Consider the following 15,904-nt stretch of genomic DNA (forward strand, 5'->3'; position numbering starts at 1 on the left):
ACTGGACATGCGCAACGCCGGAACTCCTCAGGTTTAGTCTTCGCAAACCAAACCTTAAGCAGGACAACGGCGTTGCGCCCTCACGCCACGCCGAACCCACCCACAACTACGTCACAAGAGCCAATCCTTCACCAATGTGACCGGTCTGAATCCTTACGCCAGAACACGTTCGCGGCCGAACATCAGAATTCACCGAACCGGCCGGCACCCGGCCTTGCTCACAATATTTGCGACGCTATCCCGAAACTTTGCATAGTGCCAATATCATTAGGCTGCCGTGCTAATTGTTCCGAATCGCGTCCATTCGATACCCGGAGAGAACTTTGTTCGATCACGTGATCCGCAGGGCCGCATACATTTTCACGCCTGTGGTTGCGCCGCAGGCGGTTTCATTCATCGCCGCCGACGATCACGCCATCGGCGGCATGAATCAGATAGTCGATCGGGACGACGTATCCGATCCCGACATCGAATGGCTCCACACCCCATTCCTGAAGGGCCGTCACCGTCAGCTCCGCGGCCTCGATGCGCGAGTGCGTGGACAGACTGGCCACCAGGGTGGCTCGTCCGGCGCGCTCGCCGGCCTCCCCCCAACTGCCCCCGTGCGGTGCCGGCGACGCCGAGATCACCGAAGAGCTCCGCGCGTTCGTCGTCGACGTGCCGAGGAGCACCGACGGCCCGTCGACCGTCGGATTCGGTCCGCGCCCCACCACGACGACCTGGCCGCGTGCCTGCGCCCCGGTCGCGGCACGCACGATGAGGCCCTCGACGGTTTCCCAGCCGACACTCACCGGCCGCTCGGTGCGACCGACCGGCGTCACCTTCATGAACAGCGCGGCGCCGATGGTCCGGTTCCGCTTGTGTGAGAGCGGAAGCGTCGTCCACACGGCCATCATCGATGAGGTGGGATCGAAGTCCACGGTCGCATGATGATGGGCGCGGCCGTACTCGCCGGTCGAGATGGTGCCGGAGCCGATCAGTCGCTCGAATTCGACGCGGTCGCCGTGGTCGGCCGCTTGCCAGAGCAGTGCCTGATCTCCCCGCCATGTCCGGAAGTAACCGCGCGCGCACACGCCAAGTGTCATCTCCGCCGATTCCGCCTCGTTGAAGCCCTTCGTGACATCGAGCATCGTCAGTCCCCCTCGTGATCGTTGTGGAGGCCCATCATGAGTCAGGAACTACACCGACCGCGCCGACGATCAGCCACCTGTGGATGAGTCCTCGGCACTCCCCAACCGCTGGTCATGAGCGTCGAGATCACCGAGTGGTAGTGGTGGTGAGGAACCATCCACGTGCGGAAGGACCGGCACCATGGCCATCGCCACCATCAATCCGACCACCGGAGAGACCGTCCGGGAGTTCGAGTCGCTGACCCCGACGGAGGTCGAGGCCGCCCTCGACCGCGCCGCGCGGCGGTTCGCCGACTACCGCACCACGTCGTTCGACCAGCGGGCCACCTGGCTCCGGGCCACCGCCGACCTCCTCGAGTCCGAGGCAGACGATGTCGCGACGATGATGACCACCGAGATGGGTAAGACCCTTGCCGCGGCCAAGGCGGAAACACTCAAGTGCGCCAAGGCCTTTCGGTATGTCGCCGATCACGGGGCGGCGATGCTCGCCGACGAGGTCGCCGACGCCGGGGCCGTCGGCGCCTCTCGCGCGTTCATGCGCTACCAGCCACTGGGCGTCATCCTCGCGGTGATGCCCTGGAACTTCCCGCTGTGGCAGGCGGTCCGATTCATCGCTCCCGCGCTGATGGCCGGCAATGTCGGCATCCTCAAGCACGCATCCAACGTGCCGCAGTCGGCGCTGTACCTCGACGACGTGCTGCGCCGCGCCGGCTTTCCGGACGGCTGCTTCCAGACCCTGCTGGTCGGGTCGGACATGGTGGAGTCGATCCTGCGTGATCCGCGTGTGGCCGCCGCGACCCTCACCGGAAGCGAGCCCGCCGGGCGTGCGGTGGCCGCGATCGCCGGCGATGAGGTCAAGCACACGGTGCTCGAACTCGGCGGCAGTGACCCGTTCATCGTCATGCCGAGCGCCGACATCGCCGCGGCCGCGCGCACCGCGGTCACCGCACGTGTGCAGAACAACGGCCAATCCTGCATCGCAGCAAAACGTTTCATCGTTCATACCGAGGTCTACGACGAGTTCGTCGAGCGCTTCGTCGACGGATTCGGCGCCCTCGTCGTCGGCGATCCCACCGACCCGGCGACCGATGTCGGCCCGCTGGCCACCGAGCAGGGCCGTACCGACCTCGAAGCGTTGGTCGATGACGCGGTCACCCGGGGCGCCTCGGTGCTGATCGGCGGGCGGCGCGTCGAGCGTGCGGGCTGGTTCTATCAGCCGACCATCCTGGCCGAGATCACCGCCGAGATGGACATCTACTCCGCTGAGGCCTTCGGTCCGGTCGCCGTCGTCTACCGCGTCGACGACATCGATGCGGCGATCACCATCGCCAACGACACCGCCTTCGGCCTCGGTGGCAACGCCTGGACCACCGACACCGCCGAGCAGGACCGTTTCATCGACGACATCGTGTCCGGTCAGGTGTTCATCAACGGGATGACGACGTCCTACCCCGAACTCGGCTTCGGCGGCGTCAAACGGTCCGGGTACGGCCGGGAACTGACCGCGCACGGCATCCGGGAGTTCTGCAACATCAAGACGGTCTGGATCGGCTGACGCACGTCGCGGCGCCACCGGGCCGCGTCGCCGACCAACGAGGCGAACGCCGGAAAAACGGACCCGCTCGTCGGCCCGCCGGACAGATGAACGATGATGGATAGCCACAGTGATGTCGGGCGGCGGGAAAATGATCTGTTGAGTGAGACACAGACCCACGACCTCGGACATACGATCCCGGTGTTCTTTCTCTCCGATAGCACCGGAATCAGTGCCGAGACCATGGGCAATGCCCTGTTGCTCCACTTTCCCGACCACCGGTTCGAACGGACCCTCATCCCGTTCATCACCACGCCCGACGATGCCCGCGAGGTGGTGGCACAGATCGACGCCTCCATGGACGACGGCGTCACGCCGCTGGTGTTCGTGACAGCCGCACTCGACGATGTCCGTCAGGAACTCCACAAGTCCCGTGCGCCGCTGATCGATTTCTTCGACATGCACATGCTGGAGGTCGAGCGCATTCTCGGCGTTCGGGGTGCCCGCACCCCGGCACGGCTCCACGGGGTCGGCGACGTCAAGCGGTACAACGCGCGGATGCAGGCGGTGGAGTACGCGATCGAGCACGACGACGGCCAAAGCGTCCGATCCCTGGACAAGGCCGATGTGATCCTGGTGGCCCCGTCACGCTGCGGCAAGACGCCGACGACCATGTACCTCGCCCTGCAGCACGGGTTGCGCGTCGCCAACTATCCCCTCGTCGAGGAGGATCTGGCGAGTACCGATCTGCCCCGCCCGATCCGGCACCTGCAGGATCGCTGCTTCGGGATCATCACGAGCGCCGCCCGCCTGCACGCGGTCCGGACGGAGCGTCGCCCGGACTCCTCTTATGCCTCACTCCGGCAGTGCGCCTACGAGCTGCGTCGTGCCGAGGAGCTCTACCAGATGCACCACCTGCCGGTCATCGACTCGTCGGCGAAGTCCGTCGAGGAGATGTCCACGCTCATCCTGCAAGTACTCGCCCGCCGACCCCGGGCCCAGCACTGACTCGATCCCGCACTGAACTCGATCCCGCACTGAACTCGATCCCCGCACTGAGGAGCAACACATGACCGACAGCATCCGATGGTTCGCCGACCTCGGCCTCGACGATCTCGAGCAGGTGGGCGGGAAGAACGCATCCCTGGGTGAGATGGTGCGCAACCTGACCGACGTCGGGGTCCGGGTCCCCAACGGATTCGCCACCACCGCCGACGCCTACCGGCGCTTCCTGAATCAGCCGGGCGCCGACGGCCTCAGCCTGGCCAAGCGGATCAGTGCACGGCTGGCCGACCTCGACACCGACGATGTGCAGGCGCTCGCGGAGGCGGGACGTGAGATCCGGGCCGCGGTCATGGATCAGCCGTTCCCCGAGGATCTCGACGCCGACATCCGGACGGCGTTCGCCGAACTGTCCGGCGGTTCGGACGAGGCGTCGTTCGCCGTGCGCTCGAGTGCGACCGCCGAGGATCTGCCGGATGCCTCCTTCGCCGGGCAACAGGAGACCTTCCTCAACGTGCGCGGGATCGATGCCATCGTGCAGGCGATCAGGGAGGTCTTCGCCTCGCTGTACAACGATCGCGCCATCGCCTACCGGGTCCACCACGAGTTCGATCACGACGCCGTGGCCCTCTCTGCCGGTGTGCAACAGATGGTCCGCTCCGACATCGGCGCGTCCGGCGTCATGTTCACCATCGACACCGAGTCGGGCTTCGCCGACGCGGTCTTCGTGACCTCCTCCTACGGCCTCGGTGAAGCGGTCGTCCAGGGTGCGGTGAACCCCGACGAGTTCTACGTCTACAAGCCGGCCCTGCGGGCCGGCCGTCCGGCGATCCTCAAGCGTGGCATCGGCTCCAAGGCCACCAAGATGGTCTACACCGACGACCGCGCGGTCGGGCGGACGACCGAGTTCGTCGACGTCGATCCGGCGCAGCGAAAGCTGCTCAGCCTCAACGACAGTGAGGTCCAGGCCCTCGCCCGCCAGGCCCTGCTGATCGAGGAACACTACGGGCGGCCGATGGACATCGAGTGGGGCAAGGACGGCGTCGACGGCGAGCTGTACATCCTCCAGGCCCGGCCGGAGACCGTGCAGTCGCGCGCCGCGGTCACCGGCCAACAGCGGTATCGGCTCAACGAGACCGGCCCGCTCCTCGTCGAGGGCCGCGCGATCGGCGCCCGCATCGGCTCCGGCGCGGTTCGCATCCTGGACTCGGTGGATCAGATGCATGAGTTCCAGGCCGGTGAGGTCCTCGTCGCGGACATGACCGATCCCGACTGGGAGCCGATCATGAAGCGTGCCAGCGCCATCGTGACCAATCGCGGTGGGCGTACCTGTCACGCGGCGATCATCGCCCGCGAACTGGGTATCCCAGCGGTCGTCGGCACGGGTGGTGCCACGAGGTCACTCGCGGCGGGCCGCGAGGTCACCGTCTCCTGCGCCGAGGGCGACGCCGGCTATGTCTACGACGGCTTGCTCGACTTCGACGTCACCGAGTCCTCGATCGAGTCGATGCCCGAGATCCGCACCAAGATCATGATGAACGTCGGCACGCCCGAGCAGGCGTTCGCCTTCTCCCGACTCCCGAACAGCGGTGTCGGGTTGGCCCGCCTGGAGTTCGTCATCAATCGCCAGATCGGTATCCACCCGAAGGCGCTGCTCGATTTCGACTCCCTGGAGGGCCCCCTCAAGGAGCAGATCGGTGAGGCGATCGCCGCCTATCCGAGCCCCCGCGACTTCTTCGTCGATCGGGTGGCCGAGGGCGTCGCGACCATCGCCGCCGCGTTCGCACCGCACCCGGTGATCGTGCGGATGTCGGACTTCAAGTCCAACGAGTACGCCAAGCTCGTCGGCGGCGAACTGTACGAGCCGGAGGAGGAGAACCCGATGATCGGGTACCGCGGCGCGTCACGGTACCTGTCGAAGGATTTCGCCGACTGTTTCGAGATGGAATGCGCGGCGCTGAAGTACGTACGCGACGAGATGGGCCTGACCAACGTCAAGATCATGATCCCGTTCGTGCGCACCCTCACCGAGGCCGAGGGCGTGATCTCGCTGCTCGACTCGCACGGGCTGCGTCGCGGTGAGAACGGGCTCGAGGTGATCATGATGTGTGAGGTGCCGTCCAACGCGGTCATCGCCGATGCTTTCCTCGATCACTTCGACGGTTTCTCCATCGGCTCCAACGACATGACCCAGCTGACGTTGGGACTCGACCGCGACTCCGCGCTCGTGGCGGATTCGTTCGACGAACGCGATCCGGCGGTGAAACACATGCTCGGCCTGGCCATCTCGGCCTGCAAGGCGCGCGGCAAGTACGTGGGCATCTGCGGGCAGGGTCCGAGCGATCACGCCGATCTCGCCGAGTGGTTGCTGGAGCAGGGCATCGAATCGATGTCGCTGAATCCGGACACCGTGGTCGATACCTGGATGCGGTTGGCCGCGCACGGCTGATCACCGGGCTCGTCGACGGGCCCCGATCACCTTGTCGTGTACCTCGGCCGGCCACACATTGCGCGTGGGCGCCACCGCGTCTACTGCGGACAGGGCGGCGGCGTAGCGTGCGAGCGCGCGCCGATCACCCGCGGACGCGGTGACGCCGAGGTACTCGGCCGCGATCGGATGCTGGATCGCGCGCACCGCGCGGGTGGGGAGTCTCCGGAAGATCCAATGATCGGGTCGGAGCAGCTGGTGTCGATACCAGCCGAGTCCCGGTTCCTGGTCGAGTTCGGTGGCCAGCGCGTCGGCGAAGTACTCGTCGAACTCGCTCACCGTCGGCGGCATTCCACGCGCGGAGATCCCGAATCGCCGGTACCACTCGCAGGTCTCGGCGTAGAGCTGCTCGCGCATCGGAGCGCTGAGACCACCGAAGAAGACGTCGACGCAGGTGAAGAGCGCGTCGACGTAGGTGGCGTGTTCGAAGAAGAACACACTGGGATTGAGTGCGTGGTAACGCTGTCCGTCGGGGCGCTCGCCGTGGAATGCGTCGTGGCTGTAGCGGATCATCCGCACCCCGTCGAAGTCCGCCTCGTACGCCGACCGCACGATGCACGGGGCGGTGCGGTGTTTGTGGACGAAGACACGGGACGTGACGACCGAAAACTCATGTGTCGCAGCCGCGATCGACGGATGCAGCATCTGCAGCGAGACCGCCCGGCAGATCGACATGATGAATCGGCGATCACCGACGTAGCGCCACAGAAGCGAGTCCTCGTCGAGCCTCACCGGTGTCGTGTGCTTCGTCATTGCGTCCCCGTCCCTCGCCGTCCAACCACCTGGTCAATATCTGGATACGATTGTATCCAGATGATGGCCGGTGCCCGAGGTGAGCGTCCCGCGACCTCTCAGACCGCTCAGAAGGTTCGAACCTCCTGCAGGCTGACGAACGCCCCGTGACCCGTGGCGTCATTGGTGAAGGTCGTGCCGGCGACATCGGCGACGATCGTCCAGCCGACCGCCCGATACGTCGCGTAACTCATGCTGATTCCTTGTGCGGCACCGAGATTCCCCTGCGCCCAGGTGACCGCACCGTCCGATGTCACCCGGAACGATACGTATCGCTCGCCACTGGGATCGAGTGGCCAACCGGTGTTGGAGCCCGATTCGCAGATCACCGCGTCGGCACTCACGAGGCATTTCGTCAGTCCGGTTGCCGTCCGGACCGTGACGTAGCCGCGCTCGTTGGGCGGAAGCTCTTGAGCCACCGGGGCCTGGGTGGTCGTGGGCGTCACGCCGGTGGGCGTCGCCGAGGTGGTGTCCTGCACGGTCGTCGACGGCGCGACGGTGACCGTCACGGTGGTGCCGTCCGACTCGGCGGTCGGCGTGCCGGAGGTGGAAACGCACCCCGCCGACACCGCCACGACGACCAACACCGCCACGAGGAAGTTCATCCCCCGCGCGCCGCCACACGCCACCCGATCATGCAGCGATACTTCCACACCTCCGCTCGCTGAGGCACTTTCGGGTGATGACGGAGATCGTCGGTGCCGCCGACCGGGGGAGCAAGTGCACAGTTCAACCGACGACGGGGCTGACAGACCGACGACGGGCGACCGATACTGGACACGCCGAGCGATCCGGGCACTTCCCGAGGTGACACATGCCGCACTCCACGCACCACCACAATCGTCGGCGCCTCGCGTTGGTTGCCACACTCCCCGTGTCGGCAGTGCTCGTCCTGGCCGGATGCGGCGCCGACGGCGACCCCGACCCGGTGTGGACGCCACCGCCGCCACCCTCCGCCGTGACCTCGACGGTCACCGTGACGTCGCCGGTGACCACCCCGCCATCGGCGACTCCGACCACCCAGGCCGACGACGGCCCGACGACAACCGCAGGCGGCACTGCAGCCCAGACACCCGAATGCACCGACCGACTCGACTATTCCTCGGATCCCCGGTCGAACGCCGAGATCAACTCGCAGGGCGCACAAGCGGGAGTGTGTCCGGTACCGATCACCGTTCCGCCGGGCGAGACTCCGCGATGCACCGATCAGATCGACTATGCGGGCGACCCGCGCTCCAACGCCGAGATCAACTCGATCGGCGAGCAGACGGGTGTCTGCCCGGCGCCGATTGCCGGCTGATCGACGCAGCACCTGCCGATAGTCCGAACTCGAACACCTTGTTCCACAGAACAATTCGTAGGTAATCGCCCACAACATCCGGTGGCTGTGGGCGCCGAAATACGTCACGGTCTCACTGCCGCACGCTCAGGAGGTCGGGCTCGACGATCCGAGGAACGACCGTCCGCAATAACAGAGCATCTGCTCTGTTATAGTTTCGGCATGCCCCGACCTCGCACTCATGACCTCGACAAGTTGATGGACGTTGCAGAGAAGCTGGCTGTCGAAGCCGGCGCCGCTGCGGTGACCGTTCGCGCCCTGTCCGAACTGACCGGCGTGTCCAACGGTGCGATCTATCACGCATTCGGGTCGCGAGCCGGATTGGTTGGCCGCGTGTGGTTACGCGCAGCGCAGCAGTTCCTTGCGGTGCAACGCGACGCGGTCGACGCAGCCCTCGGTGGTGCCGACAGTTCCGGTGCCGACAAGCCCGGCGCCGCTGTCGAGGCGGTCGTCGTTGCGGCGGATACGCCGGCGACGTTCCTTCTGGACCAACCGGTACGAGGACAGTTCCTCCTCACGGTCAGTCGCCGCGAGCTGCTCGGTTCCGACGATCTGCCGACTGATCTCGCCGCCGAACTCAATACGCTCGACACGACCCTGGCCGAGCTGTTCATCACTCTGTCGCAGGCGATGTGGGGGCGTGCTGATCCCCTTGCGGTGTCGGTCATCAGGGACTGCGTGGTCGAGCTGCCCACCGCACTACTACTCCGGGGTCGAAGACTCCCCGAGCCCGATGTTCGGCAACGCCTCACGACCGCAGTGCGCGCTGTGCTGACAGTCCCACTCCCTGAACCGACGCCCACACGCCGATCAACCGACCGATGAAAGGACCCACCATGACTGCCTCGGTGAACTACCACGAAGAGATCGCCGTGCTGACCCTCGGCGCCGACGAGAACCGTTTCTCCCCTGACTGGCTCGACACCGTGGGTTCGCAGCTGGATGAGGTCGAGGCGAATGCTCGCGGGCTGATCACCGTCGGCGCCGGCAAGTTCTACTCAAACGGTCTCGACCTCGACTGGCTGATGACCAACAGTGAGCGCGCCGAGTGGTACGTCGAGCGGGTTCAGAAGCTGCTTGCCCGCATCCTGACCTTCTCGCTACCGACAGCGGCCGCGGTCAATGGCCACGCCTTCGGCGCCGGCGCAATGTTCGCCATCGCCCACGACTTTCGGATCATGCGATCCGACCGCGGCTACTACTGCTTCCCGGAGGTCGACATCAACATCCCCTTCACTCCGGGGATGGCCGCTCTCATCCAAGCCAAACTCACACCCCGGTCTGCGCTCATCGCGATGACCACCGGACATCGCTTCGGTGCCGACGACGCACTCGAGGCGGGCCTGATCGACGCCACCGCCACGGACGGGGAGATCGTCGGCGCAGCCATGGACAAGCTGCCCAGCGCAGGCAAGGACCGAACAACTCTGGCCGCCATCAAGTCCACAATGTTCGCCTCGGTCACCGCCGCACTGCGCCAAGGCCGCGCGTAGGCGCCTGATCGATCCGGCACCAACCCACCGAAGGATGCTCCGATGACCGCCACCACCTCACCCGAAGCCAGGAATCTGCGGATCTGGAACTCCCTGCAACGCATTCCTCTTGGCAGTTGGATCTTCACCCAGGCGTTGTGTCTGAAGGCGCCGTACTTCCGTACCGTCCATCCGCGTGTGGTCGAGATGCGGCCCGGGCTGTGTCGGGTGCACGCCCCCAACCGACGGAGCGTGCACAACCACCTCGGCACCTACCACGCCATTGCGTCGTGCAACATGGCCGAACTCGCGGGTGGCATGATGACGGAGGCGACCGTGCCGTCGACCCACCGATGGATTCCCGTCGGAATGACCGTGACATACAAGGCCAAAGCCACCACGGCGGTCACCTCCGTTGCCCGGCTTGATGAGATCCCCGAGTTCACCGACGAGCCCGCTGAGCTCATCGTGCCCGTCGATGTCCTTGATGCCCAAGGAATTACGTTCGTGACCGCACAGATCACGATGCACGTGTCAAAGAGGATGCACTGACCAGAGACGTCCGAGACCATGCCGGTTTTCCGTTGTGTCGTCGCTCGGTTACCGGGAGTCGTCGGTGAACCCCCGGCCGATCGGTGCGTGCTGACCACACGCGGCGGTGTCCGGAGGCCACCGGCCGGGTAACGTCGGCCTCACCGAGTGCGAGGAGGTTCACCGATGACGGGGTTCGACAAGGATGCGGCGAAAGCGTTCCAGAGGCGAATGGTGGGCGTACTCAACGACTCCGCGCTCGGCCTGCTCCTCGGTATCGGCGACGAGTTGGGACTGCTCGACGTGCTCGCCCGCACCGGGCCCGCGGACTCGGCCACACTCGCGGCGGCCGCCGGCGTCGACGAGCGCTACCTGAAGGAATGGCTCAACGGGATCGTCGTGGGCGACGTGGCCGATTACGACCCCGCGACCGGCCATTACTCGCTGCCGCCGGAACGGGCGGTCTGCCTCACCCCTGCCGACGGCCCGGTGAACCTGGCCCGCAGCCTGCGGATGCTCACCATGCTCGCCGGGGTGGAACCCGAACTGCGCGAACCGTTCCGGCACGGCGGCGGACTGGGATATGACCGGTTCCCCGGATTCCACGCGCTGATGGCCGCCACCGCGCGGGCCACCCACGACGGGGGTCTGCTCGACGACGTGGTGCCCGCGGTGCCCGGCCTGCACGAGTTGCTGACCCGCGGCGCAGTGGTGGCCGACGTGGGCTGCGGCTCGGGGCATGCCGTCAACCTCCTGGCGCGCGCCTACCCGACGAGCACCTTCGTCGGATACGACCTCGGCACCGAGGCGATCGAGGTGGCGCGCGCAGAGGCGAGTGACTGGGGACTCACGAACGCCACCTTCGAGATCCGAGACGTCGCACACCTCGACGAGATCGACACCTACGACGTCGTGACGGCGTTCGACGCGATCCACGATCTGGCGTTCCCCGACCGGGTACTCGCATCCATCGCGACCGCGCTGCGCCCCGGCGGCACCTTCCTGATGGTCGACATCAAGGCCCAATCCGCGGTCGAGGACAACATGTCCCTGCCCTGGGCAACCTATCTCTACACGATCAGTCTGATGCACTGCATGACCGTCTCCCTCGCCCAGGGCGGTGCGGGACTCGGCACCGTATGGGGCAGGCAGACCGCCGAACGCATGCTGGGCGAGGCGGGTCTGGTGGACGTCGAGGTCAAGGAGGTCCGTACCGACCCCTTCGACTACTTCTACGTCGCGCGCAAACCGCGGTGATCCATCCGAATGGACGACGGGCGCTGGAGCGTTCCGCGGAACGCCCATAGTTTGTCGGTCGTGGAGCCTCTCTATCCGATCCTCAAAAACTACGACTGGAACGCGAAACCATTCGCCCGATACCGGAATTTTCTCGGCGTCGACCGCGACCCGATGCCGTTGATCGCCTATGGATACTCCGAAGAGGCCACATACCGCTTCCTCACCAGCACCGACCTGACCGACCGCACCGTTGACGATGTCCACGCCGAGGCGATGGAGAATCTGGCGGCCGTTGAGATCGGTTGGGAATCGTTCGACTCGACGTCGCTCACCGCCTCCGGCCATGACTTCTCCGCAGAAAAGATCCTCGACCCGCAGTTCATCACCGAGGCACAACAGATCCTGGGCTGCAGCACAATCGAGGTGTGTGTTCCGCGCCGCCGAGTCATCTACGCGACATCGGCGACGCCCGGTACCCGTGAGCACCAAGAGTTCTCCGGCGTTGTCTGGCATACCTGGCTCGACGACAGCTTCGGCAACGCACCGATCACCAACATGTTCTTCCGGTTCGATGGCAGTCAGGTGGTCGGGGCAACCGTCCTGGAGCCCACATGAACTTTGGCAAGTGACGACCACATCGCGCCCTCTGGCCGGATTCCCACCCCGGACGCCGGAGGCCGCTTCCGACACTCGGAAGCGGCCTCTGATCTGCATTTTACTGTCGGGCTGACAGGATTTGAACCTGCGACCACTTGACCCCCAGTCAAGTGCGCTACCAAACTGCGCCACAGCCCGTTGCCCCGCGAACGAGGCCTAGATGACATTAGCCGACCGGCTGGTCCCGATGCCAATCGCCTGGTCAGAGGTGAATCCAGGACGGTGAATCTAGGAAGAGGTCGACGACTTCGACGACTTCTTCTCGAACCACGTCCAGGCGAAGGTCACGATGACAGCTCCGATCAGCGAGCCGATGAAGCCGCTGGGATGCAGGTCGAAGTCCTGCTCGAAGATGAGGCTGCCGAGGAAGCCACCCACGAACGAACCGACCAGACCCGCGGCCAGTGCGACACCCCAGTCGATGTTCCACATGTTCTTGCCGCCGACGATCAGCTGAGCAATTCCACCGATGGCCATTCCGAACACGATGATCCCCAAGATGATGAACACGGGCACAAGTATCGCACCCCGCCGTCGCCGACATTCGCGGCACCCGACAACGAGATCAACCCCCGGGATAGCCGATCAGCGCCGGCGCCGCTGCTCCCGCTTCTCGCGCACACGGACATTGATCCGCACCGGCGATCCGTCGAAGTTGAACTGCTCCCGCAATCGCCGCTCCAGGAATCGTCGATAGCCGGCTTCGAGGAACCCGGTGGTGAACAAGACCACCGTCGGCGGGCGGACCGCCGCCTGGGTGGCGAACATGATCCGCGGCTGACGGCCGCCACGCAGTGGCGGCGGATTGGCCGCGACGACCTCCTTGAGCCAGGTGTTCAGCGGCCCGGTGGAGATGCGCTTGTCCCACGACTCCAGTGCCCCTTCGAGCGCCGGCACCAGCTTCTGGACGGCACGGCCGGTCATCGCCGAGATGTTCACCCGACGGGCCCACGGCACGCGAGCCAGTTCGCGGTCGATCTCCTTGTCCAGTTGGTATCGACGGTCCTCGTCGACGAGATCCCACTTGTTGAACGCGATCACCAGTGCCCGGCCCGAGTCGATCACCATCGACAGCACGCGCAGGTCCTGTTCGGTGATCGGTTCGGAGGCATCGATCAGCAGGATCGCCACCTCGGCGGCGTCGAGTGCCGCCCGGGTGCGCAACGAGGCGTAGTACTCGTGGCCGCTGGCCGTGCGCACCTTACGGCGCAGACCCGCGGTGTCGACGAATTGCCATGTCCGGCCGTCGAGTTCGATGAGTTCGTCGACCGGGTCGACGGTGGTGCCGGCGACGTTGTCGACGACCGAACGATCTTCCCCGGCGAGTTTGTTGAGCAGTGAGCTCTTTCCGACGTTGGGCTTACCGACCAGGGCCACACGACGGGGACCGCCGAAGGAAGGCCCGGTCTCCCGCGGGGTCTCGGGCAGCTTCTCCAGGATCACATCGAGCAGATCCCCGGCGCCGCGACCGTGCGCCGCCGACACCGGGAACGGTTCACCCAGTCCGAGTGACCACAACGATGCCGTCTCGGCCTCGAGTCGCTCGCTGTCGACCTTGTTGGCGACCAGGACGACCGGGGTCTTGGAGCGGCGCAGCACCTTGGCGACGGCCTCATCGGTGGACGTCGCGCCGACCGTGGCGTCCACCACCACGACGATGAGATCGGCTGTGCCCATGGCACGTTCGGCCTGAGCCGCGACGGCCTGCTGCAAGCCCTTGGCGTCGGGTTCCCACCCGCCGGTGTCGACGACGGTGAACCGGCGACCCGACCAGGACGCACCGTAGGACACGCGGTCACGGGTGACGCCGGGGATGTCCTCGACGACGGCCTCGCGGCGTCCCAGGATCCGGTTGACCAGGGTGGACTTGCCCACATTAGGCCGGCCGACGATGGCCACCTCGGGAACCCGCTCCACCTCACCGGTTTCCGGATCGAATCCCTCGAGATCACCGAGATCCCAATCGGTTTCGTCCGACCAGATGCCGTCACCGGGAAGCGCGGTGATGTCGGAACCCGCGGCCGGATCACCGGGGGTCACGGAGTCACTCACGACGCCACCGCCTTTCGTGCGCGGACCAGGTCGACGAGTCGGTCGAGGACCTGATCGAGGGTCATGTCACTGGTGTCCACCAGGATCGCGTCGTCGGCGGGACGCAACGGCGACACCGCCCGGGTGGAATCGAGATGGTCGCGGCGGTTGACCGCCGCCAGCACCTCGTCGTGGTCGCTGGGTCGTCCGGCGGAGAGGTTCTGCCGATGACGACGCTGGGCCCGGGCCTCGGGCGTGGCGGTGAGGAAGAACTTGACGAACGCATCCGGGAACACCACCGTCCCGATGTCGCGACCTTCGACGACGACGAGATCGGTCTGTGCCTGACGTCGTTGCAGACCAACGAGTTTCGTACGGACCGCAGGAATGGCCGACACCGCCGACACCGCATTGGTGACATCGTCGCCGCGGATCGGTCCGCTGACGTCCTCACCGTCGAGGAACACCCGTGAGCGTCCGCTCTCATCACGACGTAGCGCGATCTCGGCGTCGGCAACTCGCGCCTGCACCGCGGCGGTGTCGGCGGGATCGATCCCCGACCGCAGCACCGCAAGCGTCGCCGCACGGTACATCGCCCCGGTGTCGAGGTAATGGCCACCGACCTTGTCGGCCAACAACTTCGACACCGTCGACTTTCCGGTTCCGGCCGGGCCGTCGATCGCGATCACTCCCCCGCTCACAGACCGACCGCCTTGTAGAGTGCGCCGACCTCGTCGCGACCGAGAACCCGCAGGCTGCCCGGTCGCTGTTCACCGAGCGCGACGTTGCCGATGTGGGTACGCACGAGCGCCTGGACCGGGAATCCGACGGCCTCCATCATGCGACGAACGATGCGATTGCGTCCCTCGTGCAAGGTGATTCGCACCTGGGACTGCCCCTCGTGGACACCGAGGATCGCGAACCCGTCCACCGACACCGGTCCGTCGTCGAGTTCCACCCCGTCGCGCAGCGTCCGTGCGAGATTTCGCGGCACCTCACCGCGCACGGTGGCGAGATAGGTCTTGGGCACCTCGAAGGACGGGTGCATGAGCCGGTGGGCGAGTTCGCCGTCGTTCGTCAGGAGCAGCAGTCCCTCGGTGTCGGCGTCGAGCCGGCCGACGTGGAAGAGCCGCTGTCCGGCCATCACCCGCTCGGCCACGATGTCGCCGATGCACGGGCGGCCCTGATCGTCGGCCATCGTGGACTGCCAGCCCTTGGGCTTGTTGAGCGCGAGGTACTGCCGGGTCTCGTCGATGATGACGCGCGCGCCGTCGACCCGGATCACCGCGGTGTCGGGATCGATGCGCAGGCCCTGCTCGGTGACGATCTGCCCGTCGACCTCGACCCGGCCGGCGGCGATCATCTCCTCGGCACCGCGACGCGATGCCACCCCGGCCTGTGCGAGGACCTTCTGCAACCGCACGCCGTCGGCGACATACGTCGCGCCGTGCTCATCGGAGTCGCCCCCTTGATGACGTGCCGGACGCGCGTTGTTGAGGCGGATCCGGCCGGCGTTCACGTCGGGCTGCGACCCACCCTTGCGATGCTTCTTCTTGGTATGTGGCTGATCGCCGCCATGCGGCGGTGAGCCTCCACGTCGTTTCGACGATGCGGATCGACCGGCCGCCGCACCCTTGGAGGTGCGCTTACGCGGTCCCGGTGTGCCATCTCGGCCAGCGGTTGCCATTC

The 15,904-nt window shown here is 66.0% G+C and carries 16 protein-coding genes and 1 tRNA gene; 9 read left to right on the forward strand and 8 right to left on the reverse strand.

Going from position 1 to position 15,904, the window contains the following annotated elements; translation table 11 throughout:
* Positions 1 to 389: 389 nt before the first annotated feature.
* Positions 390 to 1,130, reverse strand: a complete 741-nt coding sequence (locus ABLE94_RS25140; RefSeq protein ID WP_348810208.1) for a hypothetical protein — start codon at positions 1,128 to 1,130, stop codon at positions 390 to 392.
* A 181-nt stretch (positions 1,131 to 1,311) separates the two neighbouring features.
* On the opposite strand from ABLE94_RS25140, the gene ABLE94_RS25145 reads away from it, so the two are divergent.
* The 3 genes from ABLE94_RS25145 to ppsA all read left to right on the forward strand — a co-directional run bounded on the left by ABLE94_RS25145 (position 1,312) and on the right by ppsA (position 6,115).
* On the forward strand, positions 1,312 to 2,685 hold the full coding sequence (locus tag ABLE94_RS25145; RefSeq protein WP_348810209.1) for an NADP-dependent succinic semialdehyde dehydrogenase: 1,374 nt from the start codon (positions 1,312 to 1,314) through the stop codon (positions 2,683 to 2,685).
* 138 nt (positions 2,686 to 2,823) lie between these two features.
* Positions 2,824 to 3,672 (forward strand): pyruvate, water dikinase regulatory protein, encoded by an 849-nt coding sequence (locus tag ABLE94_RS25150; RefSeq protein ID WP_348810210.1) that lies wholly within the window; start codon positions 2,824 to 2,826, stop codon positions 3,670 to 3,672.
* Positions 3,673 to 3,733: 61 nt separating this feature from the next.
* Positions 3,734 to 6,115, forward strand: a complete 2,382-nt coding sequence (gene ppsA, locus ABLE94_RS25155; RefSeq protein WP_348810211.1) for a phosphoenolpyruvate synthase — start codon at positions 3,734 to 3,736, stop codon at positions 6,113 to 6,115.
* Here the strand turns inward: ppsA and ABLE94_RS25160 are convergent, their stop codons facing one another.
* Positions 6,116 to 6,907 carry an oxygenase MpaB family protein gene (locus ABLE94_RS25160; protein WP_348805925.1) on the reverse strand — a complete coding sequence of 264 codons (792 nt, stop codon included), beginning with the start codon at positions 6,905 to 6,907 and terminating at the stop codon, positions 6,116 to 6,118.
* Positions 6,908 to 7,014: 107 nt separating this feature from the next.
* Positions 7,015 to 7,599 (reverse strand): hypothetical protein, encoded by a 585-nt coding sequence (locus ABLE94_RS25165; protein WP_348805926.1) that lies wholly within the window; start codon positions 7,597 to 7,599, stop codon positions 7,015 to 7,017.
* Positions 7,600 to 7,760: 161 nt separating this feature from the next.
* Here ABLE94_RS25165 and ABLE94_RS25170 point away from each other — a divergent pair, with 161 nt between their 5' ends.
* From ABLE94_RS25170 to ABLE94_RS25195, 6 genes are all read left to right on the forward strand, one after another.
* A complete protein-coding gene (locus ABLE94_RS25170) occupies positions 7,761 to 8,246 on the forward strand; it encodes a hypothetical protein (RefSeq protein ID WP_348805927.1) in 486 nt (161 codons plus the stop codon).
* 201 nt (positions 8,247 to 8,447) lie between these two features.
* Positions 8,448 to 9,110, forward strand: coding sequence for a TetR family transcriptional regulator (locus ABLE94_RS25175; RefSeq protein WP_348805928.1), 663 nt, complete (start codon positions 8,448 to 8,450; stop codon positions 9,108 to 9,110).
* An 11-nt stretch (positions 9,111 to 9,121) separates the two neighbouring features.
* Complete coding sequence (locus tag ABLE94_RS25180; protein ID WP_348805929.1) at positions 9,122 to 9,778, forward strand: enoyl-CoA hydratase-related protein; 657 nt, start codon at positions 9,122 to 9,124, stop codon at positions 9,776 to 9,778.
* A 42-nt stretch (positions 9,779 to 9,820) separates the two neighbouring features.
* Positions 9,821 to 10,309: a hotdog fold domain-containing protein gene (locus ABLE94_RS25185; protein ID WP_348805930.1), complete on the forward strand. Its 489-nt coding sequence runs from the start codon at positions 9,821 to 9,823 to the stop codon at positions 10,307 to 10,309.
* Positions 10,310 to 10,474: 165 nt separating this feature from the next.
* A complete protein-coding gene (locus ABLE94_RS25190) occupies positions 10,475 to 11,545 on the forward strand; it encodes a class I SAM-dependent methyltransferase (protein ID WP_348810212.1) in 1,071 nt (356 codons plus the stop codon).
* A 60-nt stretch (positions 11,546 to 11,605) separates the two neighbouring features.
* A complete protein-coding gene (locus ABLE94_RS25195; RefSeq protein WP_348805932.1) occupies positions 11,606 to 12,142 on the forward strand; it encodes a hypothetical protein in 537 nt (178 codons plus the stop codon).
* 106 nt (positions 12,143 to 12,248) lie between these two features.
* On the opposite strand, the gene ABLE94_RS25200 is transcribed toward ABLE94_RS25195, so the two are convergent.
* The 5 genes from ABLE94_RS25200 to ABLE94_RS25220 form a co-directional block, all read right to left on the reverse strand.
* Positions 12,249 to 12,322, reverse strand: a tRNA-Pro gene (locus tag ABLE94_RS25200).
* A 90-nt stretch (positions 12,323 to 12,412) separates the two neighbouring features.
* Entirely contained in the window at positions 12,413 to 12,661 is a 249-nt protein-coding gene (locus tag ABLE94_RS25205; protein WP_348805955.1) for a GlsB/YeaQ/YmgE family stress response membrane protein, read from the reverse strand.
* Between the two features lie 108 nt (positions 12,662 to 12,769).
* Positions 12,770 to 14,236, reverse strand: a complete 1,467-nt coding sequence (gene der / locus ABLE94_RS25210) for a ribosome biogenesis GTPase Der (protein ID WP_348805933.1) — start codon at positions 14,234 to 14,236, stop codon at positions 12,770 to 12,772.
* Positions 14,233 to 14,916 (reverse strand): (d)CMP kinase, encoded by a 684-nt coding sequence (gene cmk, locus ABLE94_RS25215; protein ID WP_348805934.1) that lies wholly within the window; start codon positions 14,914 to 14,916, stop codon positions 14,233 to 14,235. The genes der and cmk overlap by 4 nt, the downstream gene beginning before the upstream one ends.
* A complete protein-coding gene (locus ABLE94_RS25220; RefSeq protein ID WP_348805935.1) occupies positions 14,913 to 15,902 on the reverse strand; it encodes a pseudouridine synthase in 990 nt (329 codons plus the stop codon). Before ABLE94_RS25220 ends, cmk begins: the two co-directional genes overlap by 4 nt.
* Between the last annotated feature and the right edge of the window lie 2 nt (positions 15,903 to 15,904).

Source organism: Gordonia sp. VNK1 (assembly GCF_040049135.1).
GTDB classification, from domain to species: Bacteria; Actinomycetota; Actinomycetes; order Mycobacteriales; family Mycobacteriaceae; genus Gordonia; species Gordonia oleivorans.

Bases quoted from the DNA above. Each gene is read 5' to 3' on its own strand.
- ABLE94_RS25185 (WP_348805930.1), top strand. From the start codon at position 9,821: ATGACCGCCACCACCTCACCCGAAGCCAGGAATCTGCGGATCTGGAAC.
- ABLE94_RS25160 (WP_348805925.1), bottom strand. From the start codon at position 6,907: ATGACGAAGCACACGACACCGGTGAGGCTCGACGAGGACTCGCTTCTG.
- ABLE94_RS25220 (WP_348805935.1), bottom strand. From the start codon at position 15,902: ATGGCAACCGCTGGCCGAGATGGCACACCGGGACCGCGTAAGCGCACC.
- ABLE94_RS25205 (WP_348805955.1), bottom strand. From the start codon at position 12,661: ATGGCCATCGGTGGAATTGCTCAGCTGATCGTCGGCGGCAAGAACATG.
- ppsA (WP_348810211.1), top strand. From the start codon at position 3,734: ATGACCGACAGCATCCGATGGTTCGCCGACCTCGGCCTCGACGATCTC.
- ABLE94_RS25190 (WP_348810212.1), top strand. From the start codon at position 10,475: ATGACGGGGTTCGACAAGGATGCGGCGAAAGCGTTCCAGAGGCGAATG.
- ABLE94_RS25140 (WP_348810208.1), bottom strand. From the start codon at position 1,130: ATGCTCGATGTCACGAAGGGCTTCAACGAGGCGGAATCGGCGGAGATG.
- ABLE94_RS25145 (WP_348810209.1), top strand. From the start codon at position 1,312: ATGGCCATCGCCACCATCAATCCGACCACCGGAGAGACCGTCCGGGAG.
- ABLE94_RS25175 (WP_348805928.1), top strand. From the start codon at position 8,448: ATGCCCCGACCTCGCACTCATGACCTCGACAAGTTGATGGACGTTGCA.
- ABLE94_RS25180 (WP_348805929.1), top strand. From the start codon at position 9,122: ATGACTGCCTCGGTGAACTACCACGAAGAGATCGCCGTGCTGACCCTC.
- ABLE94_RS25170 (WP_348805927.1), top strand. From the start codon at position 7,761: ATGCCGCACTCCACGCACCACCACAATCGTCGGCGCCTCGCGTTGGTT.